General features: G+C 36.3%; 15 protein-coding genes. 10 read left to right on the top strand and 5 right to left on the bottom strand.

What is annotated here, in order from left to right:
• The first annotated feature begins 58 nt into the window (after nt 1–58).
• From MKY88_RS06520 to MKY88_RS06495, 6 genes are all read left to right on the top strand, one after another.
• Nucleotides 59–787, top strand: coding sequence for an ABC transporter ATP-binding protein (locus MKY88_RS06520; RefSeq protein ID WP_340813216.1), 729 nt, complete (start codon nt 59–61; stop codon nt 785–787).
• Nucleotides 784–1800, top strand: coding sequence for an ABC transporter permease (locus tag MKY88_RS06515; RefSeq protein WP_340813215.1), 1017 nt, complete (start codon nt 784–786; stop codon nt 1798–1800). The genes MKY88_RS06520 and MKY88_RS06515 overlap by 4 nt, the downstream gene beginning before the upstream one ends.
• 180 nt (nt 1801–1980) lie before the next feature.
• Entirely contained in the window at nt 1981–2853 is an 873-nt protein-coding gene (locus MKY88_RS06510; RefSeq protein WP_328202751.1) for an ABC transporter ATP-binding protein, read from the top strand.
• Nucleotides 2854–2871: 18 nt separating this feature from the next.
• On the top strand, nt 2872–3573 hold the full coding sequence (locus MKY88_RS06505; RefSeq protein WP_328202753.1) for an ABC transporter permease: 702 nt from the start codon (nt 2872–2874) through the stop codon (nt 3571–3573).
• Nucleotides 3574–3605: 32 nt separating this feature from the next.
• Nucleotides 3606–4313, top strand: a complete 708-nt coding sequence (locus tag MKY88_RS06500; protein WP_258268070.1) for a response regulator transcription factor — start codon at nt 3606–3608, stop codon at nt 4311–4313.
• 9 nt (nt 4314–4322) lie between these two features.
• Nucleotides 4323–5762 (top strand): HAMP domain-containing sensor histidine kinase, encoded by a 1440-nt coding sequence (locus tag MKY88_RS06495; protein ID WP_340813213.1) that lies wholly within the window; start codon nt 4323–4325, stop codon nt 5760–5762.
• 13 nt (nt 5763–5775) lie between these two features.
• Here the strand turns inward: MKY88_RS06495 and MKY88_RS06490 are convergent, their stop codons facing one another.
• The gene (locus tag MKY88_RS06490) at nt 5776–6534 is read right to left on the bottom strand and encodes a DUF4184 family protein (RefSeq protein ID WP_328202756.1); all 759 of its coding nucleotides are present in this window, start codon (nt 6532–6534) and stop codon (nt 5776–5778) included.
• 159 nt (nt 6535–6693) lie between these two features.
• On the opposite strand from MKY88_RS06490, the gene MKY88_RS06485 reads away from it, so the two are divergent.
• Both MKY88_RS06485 and MKY88_RS06480 read left to right on the top strand, forming a co-directional pair.
• The gene (locus MKY88_RS06485; RefSeq protein ID WP_328202757.1) at nt 6694–7452 is read left to right on the top strand and encodes an ABC transporter ATP-binding protein; all 759 of its coding nucleotides are present in this window, start codon (nt 6694–6696) and stop codon (nt 7450–7452) included.
• 3 nt (nt 7453–7455) lie between these two features.
• Nucleotides 7456–9840, top strand: coding sequence for an ABC transporter permease (locus MKY88_RS06480; protein WP_340813211.1), 2385 nt, complete (start codon nt 7456–7458; stop codon nt 9838–9840).
• Between the two features lie 62 nt (nt 9841–9902).
• Here the strand turns inward: MKY88_RS06480 and MKY88_RS06475 are convergent, their stop codons facing one another.
• Entirely contained in the window at nt 9903–10346 is a 444-nt protein-coding gene (locus MKY88_RS06475; RefSeq protein ID WP_291757874.1) for a DUF523 domain-containing protein, read from the bottom strand.
• A gap of 204 nt (nt 10347–10550) precedes the next feature.
• Here MKY88_RS06475 and MKY88_RS06470 point away from each other — a divergent pair, with 204 nt between their 5' ends.
• Nucleotides 10551–11033, top strand: coding sequence for an NUDIX hydrolase (locus tag MKY88_RS06470; RefSeq protein WP_069480498.1), 483 nt, complete (start codon nt 10551–10553; stop codon nt 11031–11033).
• A gap of 51 nt (nt 11034–11084) precedes the next feature.
• Here MKY88_RS06470 and MKY88_RS06465 read toward each other — a convergent pair whose 3' ends face one another.
• From MKY88_RS06465 to MKY88_RS06455, 3 genes are all read right to left on the bottom strand, one after another.
• On the bottom strand, nt 11085–11600 hold the full coding sequence (locus tag MKY88_RS06465) for a DUF6886 family protein (protein WP_340813210.1): 516 nt from the start codon (nt 11598–11600) through the stop codon (nt 11085–11087).
• A 12-nt stretch (nt 11601–11612) separates the two neighbouring features.
• A complete protein-coding gene (locus MKY88_RS06460; protein WP_340813209.1) occupies nt 11613–12353 on the bottom strand; it encodes a class I SAM-dependent methyltransferase in 741 nt (246 codons plus the stop codon).
• A 186-nt stretch (nt 12354–12539) separates the two neighbouring features.
• Nucleotides 12540–13724 (bottom strand): YbfB/YjiJ family MFS transporter, encoded by a 1185-nt coding sequence (locus MKY88_RS06455; RefSeq protein ID WP_340813207.1) that lies wholly within the window; start codon nt 13722–13724, stop codon nt 12540–12542.
• 113 nt (nt 13725–13837) lie between these two features.
• Between MKY88_RS06455 and MKY88_RS06450 the strand changes: the two genes are divergently transcribed.
• Nucleotides 13838–14728 (top strand): LysR family transcriptional regulator, encoded by an 891-nt coding sequence (locus MKY88_RS06450; protein WP_340813206.1) that lies wholly within the window; start codon nt 13838–13840, stop codon nt 14726–14728.
• Nucleotides 14729–14798: the final 70 nt, after the last annotated feature.

The raw sequence follows: 14798 nt of genomic DNA, 5'->3' as shown, positions 1-14798 counted from the left end.
TGCTACCTTAAAATTTTTATCAAATCAACATTGTGTTCAGTGAAGGAGTGAAATTCATATGGTAAACCATGCCATCTCTATAAAGGGCCTTGAAAAAAGTTTTCAACATAAACAGGTTATTGCCCCCCTTTCTTTAAATATTCCAGAGGGGCAATTAATGGGCTTACTTGGTCCATCAGGCTGTGGTAAAACAACGTTAATTAAAATGATAATGGGCATGCTGAAACCTGATAACGGCACAGTTGAAGTATTAGATTTGGTTGTTCCCCATCAACAATTATTGAAAGATATCGGCTATATGGCACAATCAGATGCTCTTTATACAGATTTAACGGGGGAGGAAAATTTACATTTCTTCGCTAAGCTTTATCCCTTATCGAAAGCAGAACGAGTGGAACGTGTAGCCTATGCTGCCAATCTTGTCCGTCTGACGGATGATTTACAACGTAAAGTGGGGAATTATTCTGGCGGAATGAAAAGAAGATTATCGTTAGCGATTGCCCTTATTCAAGATCCTAAGCTATTGATTTTAGATGAACCAACAGTAGGTATTGATCCTGTCCTCAAAAAAGAAATTTGGCAAGAGCTCATTCGTTTAAAAGATCAAGAACAGAAAACCATTTTAGTAACGACTCATGCAATGGATGAAGCAGAAAGATGCGATCATTTAGCTATGCTGAGAAATGGCCGAATTATTGCACACGGTACACCCCAAACATTAAAGGATCATTATCAGGCAAAAGATTTTGATGAAGTATTTTTAATGGCTGGAGGGGACGTACTATGAGAATAGGTGCAATTGTAACAAGAATCATCCAACAAATGAAACGAGATAAACGGACACTTGCATTATTGTTTTTTGCCCCATTGCTTGTACTGTCATTAATGTACTTTATTTTTAATAGTAACGAAGCTACGATCACACTAGTTGTCTCCGATGCCCCCGCTCCCTTAATAGAGAAATTAAAAAATGCGGAGTTTTCTGTTGTTGTAGATGATCATTTTACGAAAAAACAACTGCAGGATAAAGAGTATGACGGATGGCTAACAATAGAGCCAAATAGTAGTAAATTAACCTTATTAAATGATGATCCTTCCCAGTCAAAAGCTTTAACCATGCAGCTTACGCAAATTTTACAGCCATCACAAGCTGCATTCGGGAGCTTGAAAACAGACTATGTCTATGGTGATGAAGATACTGCCATTTTTGATATTTTTAGTACCATGCTCATTGGTTTCTTTGTCTTTTTCTTTGTCTTTTTAATTACTGGCATTGCCCTGTTAAAGGAACGCACCACTGGAACATTGGAACGTTTACTCGCAACACCGATTAAGCGTTCTGAAATTGTAGCAGGTTATATGGTTGGCTATGGTCTATTTGCCTTTCTACAAACGATTATTATCGTGTTGTTTGGTATTTATGTACTTGATATTGTCCATGTAGGCTCTATCTGGCTTGTTTTACTCATTAATATGGTAGTCGCTCTTGTATCCTTATCATTGGGTGCGCTATTATCAAGCTTTGCCGCTTCCGAATTTCAAATGATGCAATTTATACCATTAATTATTGTTCCACAAGTATTCTTTTCGGGCATTTTCCCACTTGATAGTATGGCTGAATGGCTTCAAAATATCGGCCGAATCATGCCCCTTTACTATGCAGCAGACGCATTGAATGGCGTTATGTATAAAGGGTATTCCTTCCCAGATATTATTCTGAATCTGAGCATACTTGCTTGTTTCGCCCTTGTTTTCATCACTTTAAATATTATTAGTTTAAAAAAATATCGTTCCTTATAATGAACCGTTAAAAGTTCTGCCGAATAGAGCAGAACTTTTTTATTGCAGGCATAATAATAATAATAATAATAATAATATCTAAATACAGGGAAATTATCCAATTTCATTGAAGTGAAAGACCAAATTTCTTTATAATAATTTTATGGTCGAGATTTATCTAAAGAAAAAAGGTGAGTGAAGATGGCTACTATTTTGGAAGTACAAAACGTTAGTAAACAATTCAATGGGAAAACAGTTTTAGATAACACATCGTTTTCGATTGCAGCCAATGAAATTATTGCGCTGGTCGGAAAAAATGGATCTGGAAAAAGCACTTTACTCAAAATTATTGCGGCGTTCATTAAACCAGACAGCGGTAAAATTGTGACGCATAAAACTTCGCTAAAAGTCGGTTATGTCCCAGAAGTCACCCCTTCCCATATTTTATTTACACCGCAAGAATATCTTTATCATATGGGCCGGATTCGAGGTATGCCTAAAAAGCATCTTTTGCAGAAGATAAAAGAATTGCTTGAGATGTTCCAATTAAAAGAATCTCAAAATACAAGGATCATCCACTTCTCTAAAGGAATGAGGCAAAAGGTGATGATCATGCAGGCAATGCTGGAAGAAACAGATTTACTAATAATGGATGAACCATTATCAGGGCTTGATGCCAAAGCACAAAATGATTTCGAACAAATATTGGCCACAGTAAGAGATAAAGGTCTAAGCATCATCCTAACTTGCCATGAAACGAAATTACTCGAAAATCTTGTCGATTCAGTTTTGCTTATTCAAGAAAATCAAATCATTCATACAAAGGATTTGGATAGCCATCCTGTACATCGACTAATATTTGACATTGCGAGCCTAGCATTACTCGATGAAATTTTACCTTTGATGGAAATTCAACAAAAACAACCTTTAGCGAATGGGCATTTTGAAATCATAACATTTGTGCAGGCAAAGGATTCAGATCAAATTTTGCTAAAACTACTACAAAAAAATGCCTCTATTAAATATTTGGCTAATGTCCATCACAAAAAAGAACAATTCTCTTCTCATTTTTAATAGGAGGTATCGAAAAAGATGAGCAGTTTATTGCGCTATCAATTTATCAATTATTTAAGAACCTATCAATACGTTCCACCTTTTACAATTTTCATCCTATGTCTTGTCGTTAACTATACGTTTGTGCCTAATCCAATATTAGATAGCTATTCATTTACATCGCTTATTCTGTTCTTTTTAATGGGCTGGTTTACTGTTACGTTATTTCATGCTGAGGATGAGGGGCAAAAGTTGATTACTACTCTTCATGCCAAAGGTCCAACACACTACAATATTGGCGTTTTCATTATTTGTGGCTTAATTGCTTTTAGCTTAAGTTGTGTTTCCGTCTTCTACCCGATTCTAATTGATGCATTTTTCGAAAAACCCAAACCAATACATATAGTATTAGGTTTCTTATCTCATTTTAGCTTATCGATTCTTGCTATTGCACTCACTGCCTTGTTCACAAGAGAGATTGTAAAAAATAGGCAAAATACTTGGTGGGGTGTCATAAGTATCCTAATTATTTCTGTCGTTATCGCTACTTTAAAAAATAATATTCACGCTGGTTTCCTGTGGCTACTACCGCCTGTTCATTTTTCACTAGAAATGATGAACGTTGGCGATCAAATAGAAGTAGTCCCTAACGTATTTTACTGGCATTTTGCTTGGATAATCATTTACGCATTCCTTATCATTGCATTATTTTTCTTCCTCGTTAACCGGAGAAGTAAATGATTTAGACTTTTTATTAAGGAGAGATCGTTTTAATGAAGAACATCAACGTTCTAATTGTGGAGGACGAAAATGATATTGCCAATATTATAAAGGATTACTTAAGCGTTCATCAGTTCGATTCACATATCGTAAGAACTGGCCATGAAGCTATCCTTTATTTGCAAGAATCCACTCCAGATTTCGTGATCCTTGATCTTTCTCTACCCGATTGTGATGGGATCGAAATATGCCGTAAAATCCGTGAACTTAGTAATGTGGCGATACTCATTTTAAGTGCTAGAGGGAGTGATACCGATAAAGTATTGGGGCTAGGATTTGGTGCGGATGATTATATGACTAAACCATTTTCACTAAGTGAGCTAGTCGCAAGAATTAATGCTCATTTACGAAGGCAGGATAGATGGCTTCAAGAACATGACGCTCAGAAGGATGTCATTCACATTGATAATTTCGTTATTAATAAGCAGGAATATCTTTTTTTGCGCGATAACAAGCCTATTTCCCTGTCAGCAAAAGAGTTTGAGTTATTATTTTTTCTAGCTAAAAATAGAAATCAAGTCTTCTCCAAAAGTCAGTTGCTTGATGCGGTGTGGGGTTATGACACCTATGGAGATGAAAATACAATTACAGTCTATATTAGACGGCTTCGAGAAAAAATTGAAATCAATCCTTCTCATCCTGTTTATCTTCAAACCGTTTGGGGAGTTGGTTATAAATTCAGTACATCCAATCACGTATAGGAGAATCAAATGTACTTAAAAAATTGGATCAACAAATGGATATGGATGCTTATCATCTGTGTTGGACTATTGTTTATAGCAACCCTTATACTATTCTTTGCTACTCACAAATCTCAAGAAGTATCAGAGGATCAATATGTAATTAATCAAATTCGATTATCCGTGAATCAGCTATTATTGTACATAGAAGATCATTTTTCAATTTTAGAACGAGATTCCGAGATACGTAGCAAGCTGCAACAAATGAGCGATGACCAGGAAATTGAAATTACAGTACTTCACCTCGATGGAAAAGTAATGTTCCATTCCATCGAGAAAGACGTTACATCTACGATTCAAATCAAAAATGATATACATTATGATTTATTTACATCACAACAAGAACCAGGGAAAATTAATATTGCTTTTCCTATCGTTAATGATGTGAGCCATGAACAGATAGGGAATGCTATTTTTTCTCTAAACAAAGATAGTCTATTCCCTTCCAAACCAAATTCAAATTACTTCTTCTTAGTAATTTTGATAGGCGCTCTGAGCTTCTTTATTATTTGCCTAGTCTTATATATGAACAGGAAGGTACAGAAAGACATTTTAACACCTTTACATGAGCTGAAAAAAAACACCGAGGAAATTATCAAAGGGAATTACGAACAAATGAGTAGCTATCCGAAATTAGATGAGCTTGGTGAATTGTATGCCGTATTTGATCAAATGCGATTAGAGATTAAACAATTAGTCATCCTCCAAAATGAACAAGAGCAAAATCAAAAAAAGCTCATATCAAGTATCTCTCATGATGTGAGAACACCTCTAACTACCATAAAAGCTTATTTGGACGCTATATCTGAGGGCGTTTGCCGAAATGAAGATTCACTTATGTCCTACATTCATATTATGCAGACGAATACGGAAAAAATGTCGAGGCTCATTGATGATTTATTTATTCATGCCTTAAAGGAACTCGGCCACATCCCCATCCATTTAAATGAACAATATAGCCGAGACGTCCTTACAAACATTTTGCAGCCGATTCAATATTATGTCCAAACAACCAATATTCATTTTATAAAACCTGCAATGATTCCTAATGTCCTTATTCAAGTAGATGAGGGTCGGCTAGAGCAGGTTATATCCAACCTTGTTACCAATGCACTAAAGCATACCTCCAATGGAGATACCATAACTATTACTACTTATATTGAAAATCAAACACTTTATATCCAAGTAATAGATAATGGCAATGGGATGCTTCCGGAAGATATGCCCTTTATTTTTGAACGTTACTTTAGAGGTCATCAACCCGAAAGAGAATCTGCTATTAAAAACGAAGGAGCGGGGCTTGGCCTATCCATTTGCCAGCATATTATGGAGGAACATTATGGTTCAATTTCATTTCATAGCAAGCACGAGGAAGGCACTACCTTTACACTAACACTCCCTATCTCGTAAAAAGACTCCCATTTTAGGTAGTCTTTTTATCGTTCATCGCTCTTTTCCTATATGCTAAACAGATTGAAAGGGTCAGTACACTACCAAAAAATGAATCGATGATACGGACAACCCATACGCCATAGCTGCTTAAAGGAATACCATTGATCAACTGCCAAAGACATACATAAACAAACGTTAGTAAAGCTAGTACACTCCAAAAAGCAAATTTTTTCTGAGGAGATACCGTGGGCACTTTATTATGTTTGATTAAAGATGCCCTGTAATACATATATCCAAAAATAAGCGTCATGCCTAACAATGTACTTCCATGCTGTAAAAACTTATAAATGGGGATATGAAATCCAAATAAAGTAAATGTTTGAGAAAGAAAACGAAGATTGGTCACCATAAGCCCATTTTGATGGGTAAATGAATCCCATATGACATGGGTTAGCATACCTAATAATGCTGAATAACAAAAAACAATAGTTTTCCATGTTTTAGTCCCTGCCACTTGATTGCTATTAAAATCCTGTAAAAATTCTGGTAAATGGCTCATGATTGGCTGATGGATAAACCGATGATAAATCAAGTAGATTATTAGAACGAGTGGAAGATTGAATAAAAAGAACCCTGCAAATGTATGGCCAATCTCTCCTATTGGCCGTCCCCTTAAAAAGTATTCGAAATCTGGAGACATACTACCTAATACCAAGGCAGAAAAATGAATATAGTTACTTTTTCGAGAAAAAGGTAGGACCGCTGCTGGATGAGCAAATGTTAATGGCATAACTTCCATCTCCTTTTATGACATCTTTCAAATCGATTATTACAACGTTTTTTAGTTGAAAAGGTTACTCCGACTGTAAGAATTTATTAATAATTTCATAAGGACTTACTAATAATTACATATTACACTAAAGAAAATGAATCAAAAGGAGCCCATACTATGGAAAAAGAAGTACTGATACGAGCACAAAATGTATGTAAAACCTATTCAACCGGTAGCGAACAATTCCATGCCATTAAAAATATGAATATTGATATTTATAAGGGGGATTTCACTGTTATTATGGGGAATTCCGGGTCTGGTAAGTCAACTCTTCTTTATCTTTTAAGTGGGCTTGATACGATCACGGCAGGTGAAATTTACTTTCAGGGTGAGAAACTAGATACCTTTTCAGAAAGAAAGTTAGCGACTTTTCGTTCAAAGAAGGTTGGTTATATCTATCAAAATAGCAATCTCATTCCTGATTTGACGCTGCTTGAAAATATCGCTCTCCCTGGATACATCGCCAAAACAAATAAAAAAGTAATTATCCAAAAAGCAGAACAGCTATTACATTTAATGGGTCTTGACAATCAACGAAATCGTTTACCTTCTCAAACATCAGGTGGTCAGCAACAACGAGCTGCTATTGCTAGAGCATTGGTCAATAATCCTGAAGTGCTTTTTGCGGATGAACCAACTGGTAGTTTAAATTACGATCAAGGTGTAGCCGTATTAGATATTTTAACTAATTTAAATAGAAATGGGCAATCTGTTGTTATGATAACACATGATATGAAGGCGGCTTGTCGTGCGAATCGTCTTATTATCATTCAAGATGGAAAAATAGATGGGATATTAAACTTCGAAAAATATGATCACCTTAACATACAAGAGCGAGAACATATTATCTTTTCTTATGTTGCTGGAAAGGAGTAGTCGATGTACGCAATTGTTACTCTTTGTTCCTCCTATTTAAGAAAAAGAAAATTGCAAAATAGTCTGATGGTTGTCCTTATTTTCCTATCAACGCTTTTACTCGCTACTTCTGTAACCATACTAAGTAATACGAACAATATTTTTGAAAAAGCCCATTCTGATTCAAATGGTGCCCATCAAATTTTAACAATGGGTGAAGATGTTCATAACCCTTTTGCCGTAAACCATTGGTGGCAGGAGCAGCAAGGGGTAACTTCCTCCGGTTTAATACCCTATAGAAATTTATCTGGAATCACTTTCAAAGGGAAAGAAATGCCCAATCTCTATTTATTTATGATGGATACACCAAGAACGCCTTCAATGATTGATCAATTATTATTTTCTGAGGGAGAAAAGCAAACATCTCCACCTAAAGGGACAATATGGATTCCTACCTCATTGGCAACAAGTGCTCACATTTCACTCGGCGATGCAATTGAATTTAATACAGGTGAGAGAACGTTTAGCTTAATGGTTTCAGGTATTGTAGTAGATATGCCGTATGGTGGACCCTTTACAACAAACGCTCGTATTTGGATGAACAATACTGACTACCAGCTGCATTTAACCTCTATGATCGGTTCTGAACAATACATGATGGCACTACGCTTTGACGATTATCAGCAAAGCTCCAACTATTGGCGTGATTTTGAAAACTATCTGCAAGGACCTTATCTTGAATCTAAAATGGAATATGAAGAAATAGCTTCTTTTTATTTAATTATTAATAAAATCATTGGCTTTATTATGATTGCCTTTGGTATAGCTATGCTTTTAGTATCTTTATTTATCATTGGTTTTAGCATTTCTGACGCCATTTTAACGAACTACAGAACAATTGGTGTTATGAAATCTCTCGGTCTATCGTCTCAAAAGATAAGTGCTACTTACGTATTGCAATTTGGCTTATTGTCTGCTTTCTCGATCATTCCTGGACTCATCGTAAGTAAATTTTTGTCCAGAATCATTATAGAAAGCTCCTTATCGTATCTTAAAGCCGGAAATCTTTTAGCAATTTACCAAGATACTCGACTTACCGTGCTGATTGCCCTCATTCTATTTGGTATTGTGCTACTCACCGCCTATTTCTACTCGAACAAGGCGCGGAAGGTGGAACCTGTCCAAGCAATCAAGTATGGCATGTCGGAAAGTGCAAATAGTAAAATAAATCGCCGTAGAAGCAGCTCGAGTAGACTATTTCGTTTATCTAATCTACCCATTCAACTTCAAATTGGACTGAAAAGCCTAACAAAGAATTTAAAAAGTTCCATCCTTATTATAGCGCTTACCTCTATAACGTCTGCCATACTCGTCTTTAGTGTGGTCATATTGAATAGTTTTATCTCTATCAAAGAAACTTCACCTTCGTGGGGGTATGATGCATCACATGTAATAGTAACTGTTTTTAATAAAGAGACATTTTCAAAACAACAATTTGAAGATTTTTTAATGGAAGATAAACGTATTAAAGATTATGCATGGTTGGATCAATTCACGGGAGTACTTCCTAACGACAACAATTCGCCATTAAATATCAGTGTTAATGTAATCGAGGGTAGCTTTGATACCGTTGGCTACGAAACCATGTTTGGACGTAATCCTATAAGTAAAAATGAGATAGCTATCGGCATTAATGTCGCGCGATCTTTAAATAAAAATACAGGAGATATTGTAGAAGTTTACATTGAGGGGAAGCAGCACTTTCTGATCATTACAGGCATCTATCAATCTATAGCAAATATGTCGAACTCGGCGAGAATTTCAGCAGATGTTATTAAAGTTTATAACGCTACCTATTCTGCTTCTGAAATTAGTATGATGAATCTATTTGATGATACATCCGCTCCTCAAATTGCCGAGGATTTGAATGCTCACTTTAAAAGTTCTATATCAGCAGTCACACAACAAGTATTACTAGATGCTGTTTTTAAAGAAGTTGTAGCAGTATTAATCATCCCACTTTCAACCGTTGGCATTTTATTTATCATCGTCACATGCATCATTATTTTTAGTGTATCGAGAATTAATGTTAGAAAAGAAAGTAGTACGTATGGAATTTATAAGTCCATTGGAATGACCTCTCCAAATATTAGGTGGTCGATTACATCCGGTATTTTAATCCTTTCTATATTCGGGGCAATCGGAGGAATTATTATCGGTATAAAATTAATTCCACTTGCTCTTCATTCGATCATTTTAGAATACGGCTTACTTGAACTTCCACTTGTGATCAACTGGCCGATGAGTATCGGAATAAGCCTGGTAAGTGTTATAGCAGCTTGTTTTGGCGGCTGGGTCTCTACCAAAGTTATAGCTAAGACTTCGCCTCGATTATTAATTGTGGAATAAAATTGGCCCCTACAAATTAGGGGCCATTTTCATGGAATGATTTCTGGAGGAAACGTAATTCACTAAACATCTACTTCCGATAGCACGACAATATTATTTCTTCGGAGTAAGGCAGTGGTTACGCCTTCCCCTACTATTTTCATACCATTGAACTCACCATTATAAATCGCTGCACTGCCACAGGACGGGCTATTTTCCTTCAAGACAACCTGTGTCGCCCCCACCTCTAGCGCTTTCTGTAAGGTCGCATATGCCCCCTTTATATAAAGCTCTGTGACATCACGGCCAGACCTTTCAATAACGGTAGCTTTGCCATCAAGAACATCTTCTCCATTGCCTCCCACTATTTCAGCAGGCTCACGAGGAGTTGAAAAACCTCCCATTAGCTCAGGACAAACGGTGATAGCCTTTTTCTCTAACACAAGCTTTTGTACTCTATCATCTATACAGTTCGTTCCGTTATAACGAACATTTAATCCTGCTAAACAAGCACTTATTAAAATCACTGCTAGCCCTCTCCCCTCTAGGATCATCGTTTATATTGAATAACATCATTTTAACATGTGTCGCTGAAAAATTACCAAGTGGCCTAGCATTTTCTCTGATACAATACTTATCAAAGCAGTTCTAAAATAGGGTTTAGCCATCGATATTGCTTTCTAAGAAATTGAAAAGGAATTTATAAAGAAAAGAAGGAGGAGTAGATTTTCGTGGAATTTACGATTTGTTTTCTAAAAAAGGGTGAGCACATCCTATTACTTAATAGAGACTATCCAACTTGGATGGGCGCATGGAATGGTGTAGGTGGTAAAATTGAACAAAATGAAACACCTTTAGCTGGTGCCCTAAGAGAAATTAAAGAAGAGACAGGTATTACGGTTGAGGATATTACTTATAAAGGTAAAATCACATGGACAGATGGGGTCATTGATTATGGCTGTATGTATGCGTTTATAGCAGAAATTCCTGATTCATTTACATATGTTACACCGATAAAGGTTGCAGAGGGCATTCTTGATTGGAAAGAGCTTAAATGGATTTTCCACCCTGAAAATGTAGGCATTGCGGATTTAAAGTATTATTTGCCTACAATGCTTAATGAACCAACGAACTACGAATACATCTTTACTTATCAAGACAAAAAATTAGTCAATATCTCTTCAACACCGATTGAACAAACATCTAAAGTATAATAAATTACTAAGCCCCGTCTATGTAAAAAGTACATGACGAGGCTTGTTTACTTAATATCTTGGCTTTGCGAAACGCATTCGACACATTGACCAATGTAACGTTGTATGCTGAATTTCATCATGAATGTCCCATAGGCTATCTACTATTCTTAATTCGACATTACGTTCTAGCAATGCACTACATATATCATCGATTTCAAATAACGCAATAGGAATTTGAGCAGTTTCACTAACCGAATAGCCCGCATTTTCATCCTGTAGCGTAAATCCGTCTCCCTCAAACTCATATAAGTATAGTCTTGTATTTTTCAATACCTCCAACCATTTGCGTTCAATAACCACGACATGAGGCGCTGTTGTGAGATAATGCTGTCTGTCCTGCTCTGTAGTTTGACTCCCAGCACGAAAACAAACACGCGGACAATCTCTCGGAGTTAAATAATTAGGCAAGCATCTCTCGTTGATCGCCCATACAAGACCTTTACTGGCATCTAAATCTGGTCGCTCAGGTATACGAGGATGAAAAATCGTTATCGTAGGGTCTTCACTAACATGAAATAATCTCATGGGCTCTCCTCCTTATTTTTTCAACTTAAATACAATAAAATCAGCACAATGCAAATCCTCCTCAAATTGAGGATACTTCTCAAGCATCTCTTGTGACGGTCTGGGCTCTACAATTTTTTCTATATGAAAGCCAGCTTCCGTAATTGCTTCCACATAGCTTGTTAGTGTGCGATGAAACAATATAAGCGGTGGGTCAGAAGATAGTTGTTGATAAACGCCTTCATAAAAGTAACGCTGTACCTTCCAATACTGCTGATCCAGCTGCTCATGTCTAATCCATCCACTATTTGGCGTGACAAAGCAGGGATGCAATATTGAAAAAATAAAAGTGCTATTCGGCTTTAAAAGACGATACATCTCACGTATTGTGGCACGATAATCCTCTAAATCTTGGAGAACCATATTTGAAACGATACGATCAAATTGGTTGTCTGCTAAGAACGCTAAATTTTCACAATTACCATAAAAAAATTGGACTGGCAACTGCTGCGGTGTTCTTTCCATAGCAATGTCCAGCATTTTTTGTGAAAAATCAACAGCCGTTACGATAGCCCCTTTTTTCACTAGTAATCTACTTAAGTATCCTTCGCCACACCCCGCATCTAATATATGCTTTCCATTCACCTCTTCCAGTAAAGAAAAGATAGTGGGATTTAATAGTACTTCACGATGAGTATCACCATACTCATTATAATTAGCCGTATACCTTTCCGCATATTGATTCCAACGTTTAATGGCTTGTTCTGTATCCATAAAAATACCTCTTTTCAATGTAAATTCGTAACGTTACGTCCCTTGTGCACTTGTCTATTTTTCCATATAAAGAAAAAAATATATAGACTTTTATTTAATTTTTTAATATCATTTAGATAGAGGCACGCCTTCTTTAAGTAAATGACTAAAGCCAGAAATCCATATAGGATTTCTGGCTTTTATGCTTTATATAGAAATGGTATGTTCAGCAACGGCTTCTTTTTTAATGGTTAGCCATCTGCCCACTAACATCACAAGTAATGCCAAAAAGACGATTATTCCCGCAAAGACTAGTGCTGCCTTATAGCTAGTATAAATATCGACCAACTGTCCTGCGACAATAGGTCCAATTATTTGTCCAAATGCATAAAACGTTGTTAGTAATGATACAACAAATCCGCTCTGTGTAGGAAAAAGTTGCCGTGCATAGGAAGTAGTCAGTGTCACAATACCTACAAAGGTTAGACCGAATAAAAATGATGCTAGCAATACACTCCATACAGTTTGTGAAAATACAGGTAACAAGATGCCTACTACTTGAAGTATGTATGCCACAAATAAAATTTTTATTGCTGAAAACTTCTCTAATAAGATCGTCCAAACAGGTGCTGACGGTATTGCCGCTAATCCTACAATGACCCAGCTATACGAGGAGTACGCTTGGAGAGAAGGAATATTATGAATAATATCAACTAAAAAAGTACCAGTAATAATATAGCCAAGCCCCTCAAGTCCATATGACAGAATAAGCCATGGCATAAAGCCCTTTGTCATTTTCGTATTAGAAGATTGTGCTACTTTTAAAGTATCTTGAATCTCTAAACCTCTCCATAAAATAGTAGTAATCAGTAAAAAAACAACTGATAGTATGCCTAGTCCTAACCATGTTCCTTGCCATGCAAGTCTCGCTTCAATAAGAGGAACGCATATACCTGAAATGGCAATCCCTAGCCCTATACCACTAAATACATAGCCCGACCATCGGGATAGTGAGTGTTTCGCCAAATAATCCATGACAATACTAGACGTTAAAACAAAAATTAGTCCACCTGTAATACCAGCGATTAATCGGAGAATTAACCATATACTATACAGATCAATCAAACCCATTAATCCAACTGATAGGACATTAAAAATAACACATACCATTAAAAATTGTTTACGCTGACGATGAATAAAGCCTGCCCATAGTGCCCCAATGAAATAGCCAATATAATTACTTGAAGCTAAAAACCCAGCAACTTCTAAAGAAAATCCTACATCCTGTCGCATAAACGGTAGAATCGGCGTAAAAGCAAATCGACTAATCCCCATAGCGATGACGAGTAATAAAATTCCTCCCAAAACAATTCCCATATGTTGGCGATTCATAGTGCCCCCCCCTTTTCCCTATTGTAATATACAGGATACCGAGCCAAAATTAATAAATCTAATATATAATCTATATAAAATCATAAAAATAATTTATAAAAGGTGTGTCTATCATGAATCTACATGCACTGCGGTTATTTACAAAGGTAGCCGAGCTCAATAGTGTTTCCAAAGCTGCGCAAGCCCTTATGATTAGTCAGCCCGCTGTAACCATTCAAATTAGAAATTTAGAAAAAGAACTAGGTTTAACATTGCTAGAATCAAAAGGTAGAGGTATTACACTAACTCAGAGCGGTGCCTTTTTATATAAACAAGCACAGCGCTTATTTGATTTAGAAATAGATATCGAAAATAAAGTAGAACAGTTAAAAAATACCGGCCATGAGGAATTACAAATTGCTTCCACACATGTGCCCTCTCATTTTTTATTACCTAAATTATTAGCCCATTTTAAACAAGTCTACCCAACTACGCATATTCATTTAAAAACAGCTAATTCACAGCAAGTAATAGAGGAGTTACTCCATTATAAAGCAGATTTAGCCTTTATCGTTAAAGAAGATGGTCATCACCCTGATATTCATTACCAATTTCTGATGAATTTAGATTATTGGTTTATTGTGCCATACAATCACTCATTAGCCGGTCAAACGGTTTCACTTTCCGAACTCATGCAACAGCCCTTTGTCACAAGAGAAGATGGTAGCTCCACAAAGGAATATTTAAATGCATTATGTAAAGTACATAAGATACCCCCACCTAAAGTGGGACTACAACTAGATGGAATCAATGAGTCCATTCATGCAATTGCAGCTGGTTTCGGGACGATGCTTGCCCCGTCTATAGCAGCATCCAGCTTTATTCAGCAGCAACAAATAGCACGAGTGTTGATTAAAGAAATAGACATTCAGCGCCCGATTTATCTTTGTACACGGAAAAATGAACAACATCATTCTTCTTCTTTTAATAACTTTCTTCATATCATTAATGAAACAATCTCTTAGAGAAATGGCACTCTGGCACCAAAAAAGAGTGCCTTTTTTCTATCTTTCATCGTCTGTCAAAGCTGTAAAA

The organism is Lysinibacillus sp. FSL R7-0073 (assembly GCF_038009065.1).
In the GTDB taxonomy this organism is placed as follows: Bacteria; Bacillota; Bacilli; order Bacillales_A; family Planococcaceae; genus Lysinibacillus; species Lysinibacillus fusiformis.
This window is presented reverse-complemented; position numbering and strand designations above follow the sequence as displayed.

Bases quoted from the DNA above. Each gene is read 5' to 3' on its own strand.
- MKY88_RS06520 (WP_340813216.1), top strand. From the start codon at position 59: ATGGTAAACCATGCCATCTCTATAAAGGGCCTTGAAAAAAGTTTTCAA.
- MKY88_RS06515 (WP_340813215.1), top strand. From the start codon at position 784: ATGAGAATAGGTGCAATTGTAACAAGAATCATCCAACAAATGAAACGA.
- MKY88_RS06510 (WP_328202751.1), top strand. From the start codon at position 1,981: ATGGCTACTATTTTGGAAGTACAAAACGTTAGTAAACAATTCAATGGG.
- MKY88_RS06505 (WP_328202753.1), top strand. From the start codon at position 2,872: ATGAGCAGTTTATTGCGCTATCAATTTATCAATTATTTAAGAACCTAT.
- MKY88_RS06500 (WP_258268070.1), top strand. From the start codon at position 3,606: ATGAAGAACATCAACGTTCTAATTGTGGAGGACGAAAATGATATTGCC.
- MKY88_RS06495 (WP_340813213.1), top strand. From the start codon at position 4,323: ATGTACTTAAAAAATTGGATCAACAAATGGATATGGATGCTTATCATC.
- MKY88_RS06490 (WP_328202756.1), bottom strand. From the start codon at position 6,534: ATGCCATTAACATTTGCTCATCCAGCAGCGGTCCTACCTTTTTCTCGA.
- MKY88_RS06485 (WP_328202757.1), top strand. From the start codon at position 6,694: ATGGAAAAAGAAGTACTGATACGAGCACAAAATGTATGTAAAACCTAT.
- MKY88_RS06480 (WP_340813211.1), top strand. From the start codon at position 7,456: ATGTACGCAATTGTTACTCTTTGTTCCTCCTATTTAAGAAAAAGAAAA.
- MKY88_RS06465 (WP_340813210.1), bottom strand. From the start codon at position 11,600: ATGAGATTATTTCATGTTAGTGAAGACCCTACGATAACGATTTTTCAT.
- MKY88_RS06460 (WP_340813209.1), bottom strand. From the start codon at position 12,353: ATGGATACAGAACAAGCCATTAAACGTTGGAATCAATATGCGGAAAGG.
- MKY88_RS06455 (WP_340813207.1), bottom strand. From the start codon at position 13,724: ATGAATCGCCAACATATGGGAATTGTTTTGGGAGGAATTTTATTACTC.
- MKY88_RS06450 (WP_340813206.1), top strand. From the start codon at position 13,838: ATGAATCTACATGCACTGCGGTTATTTACAAAGGTAGCCGAGCTCAAT.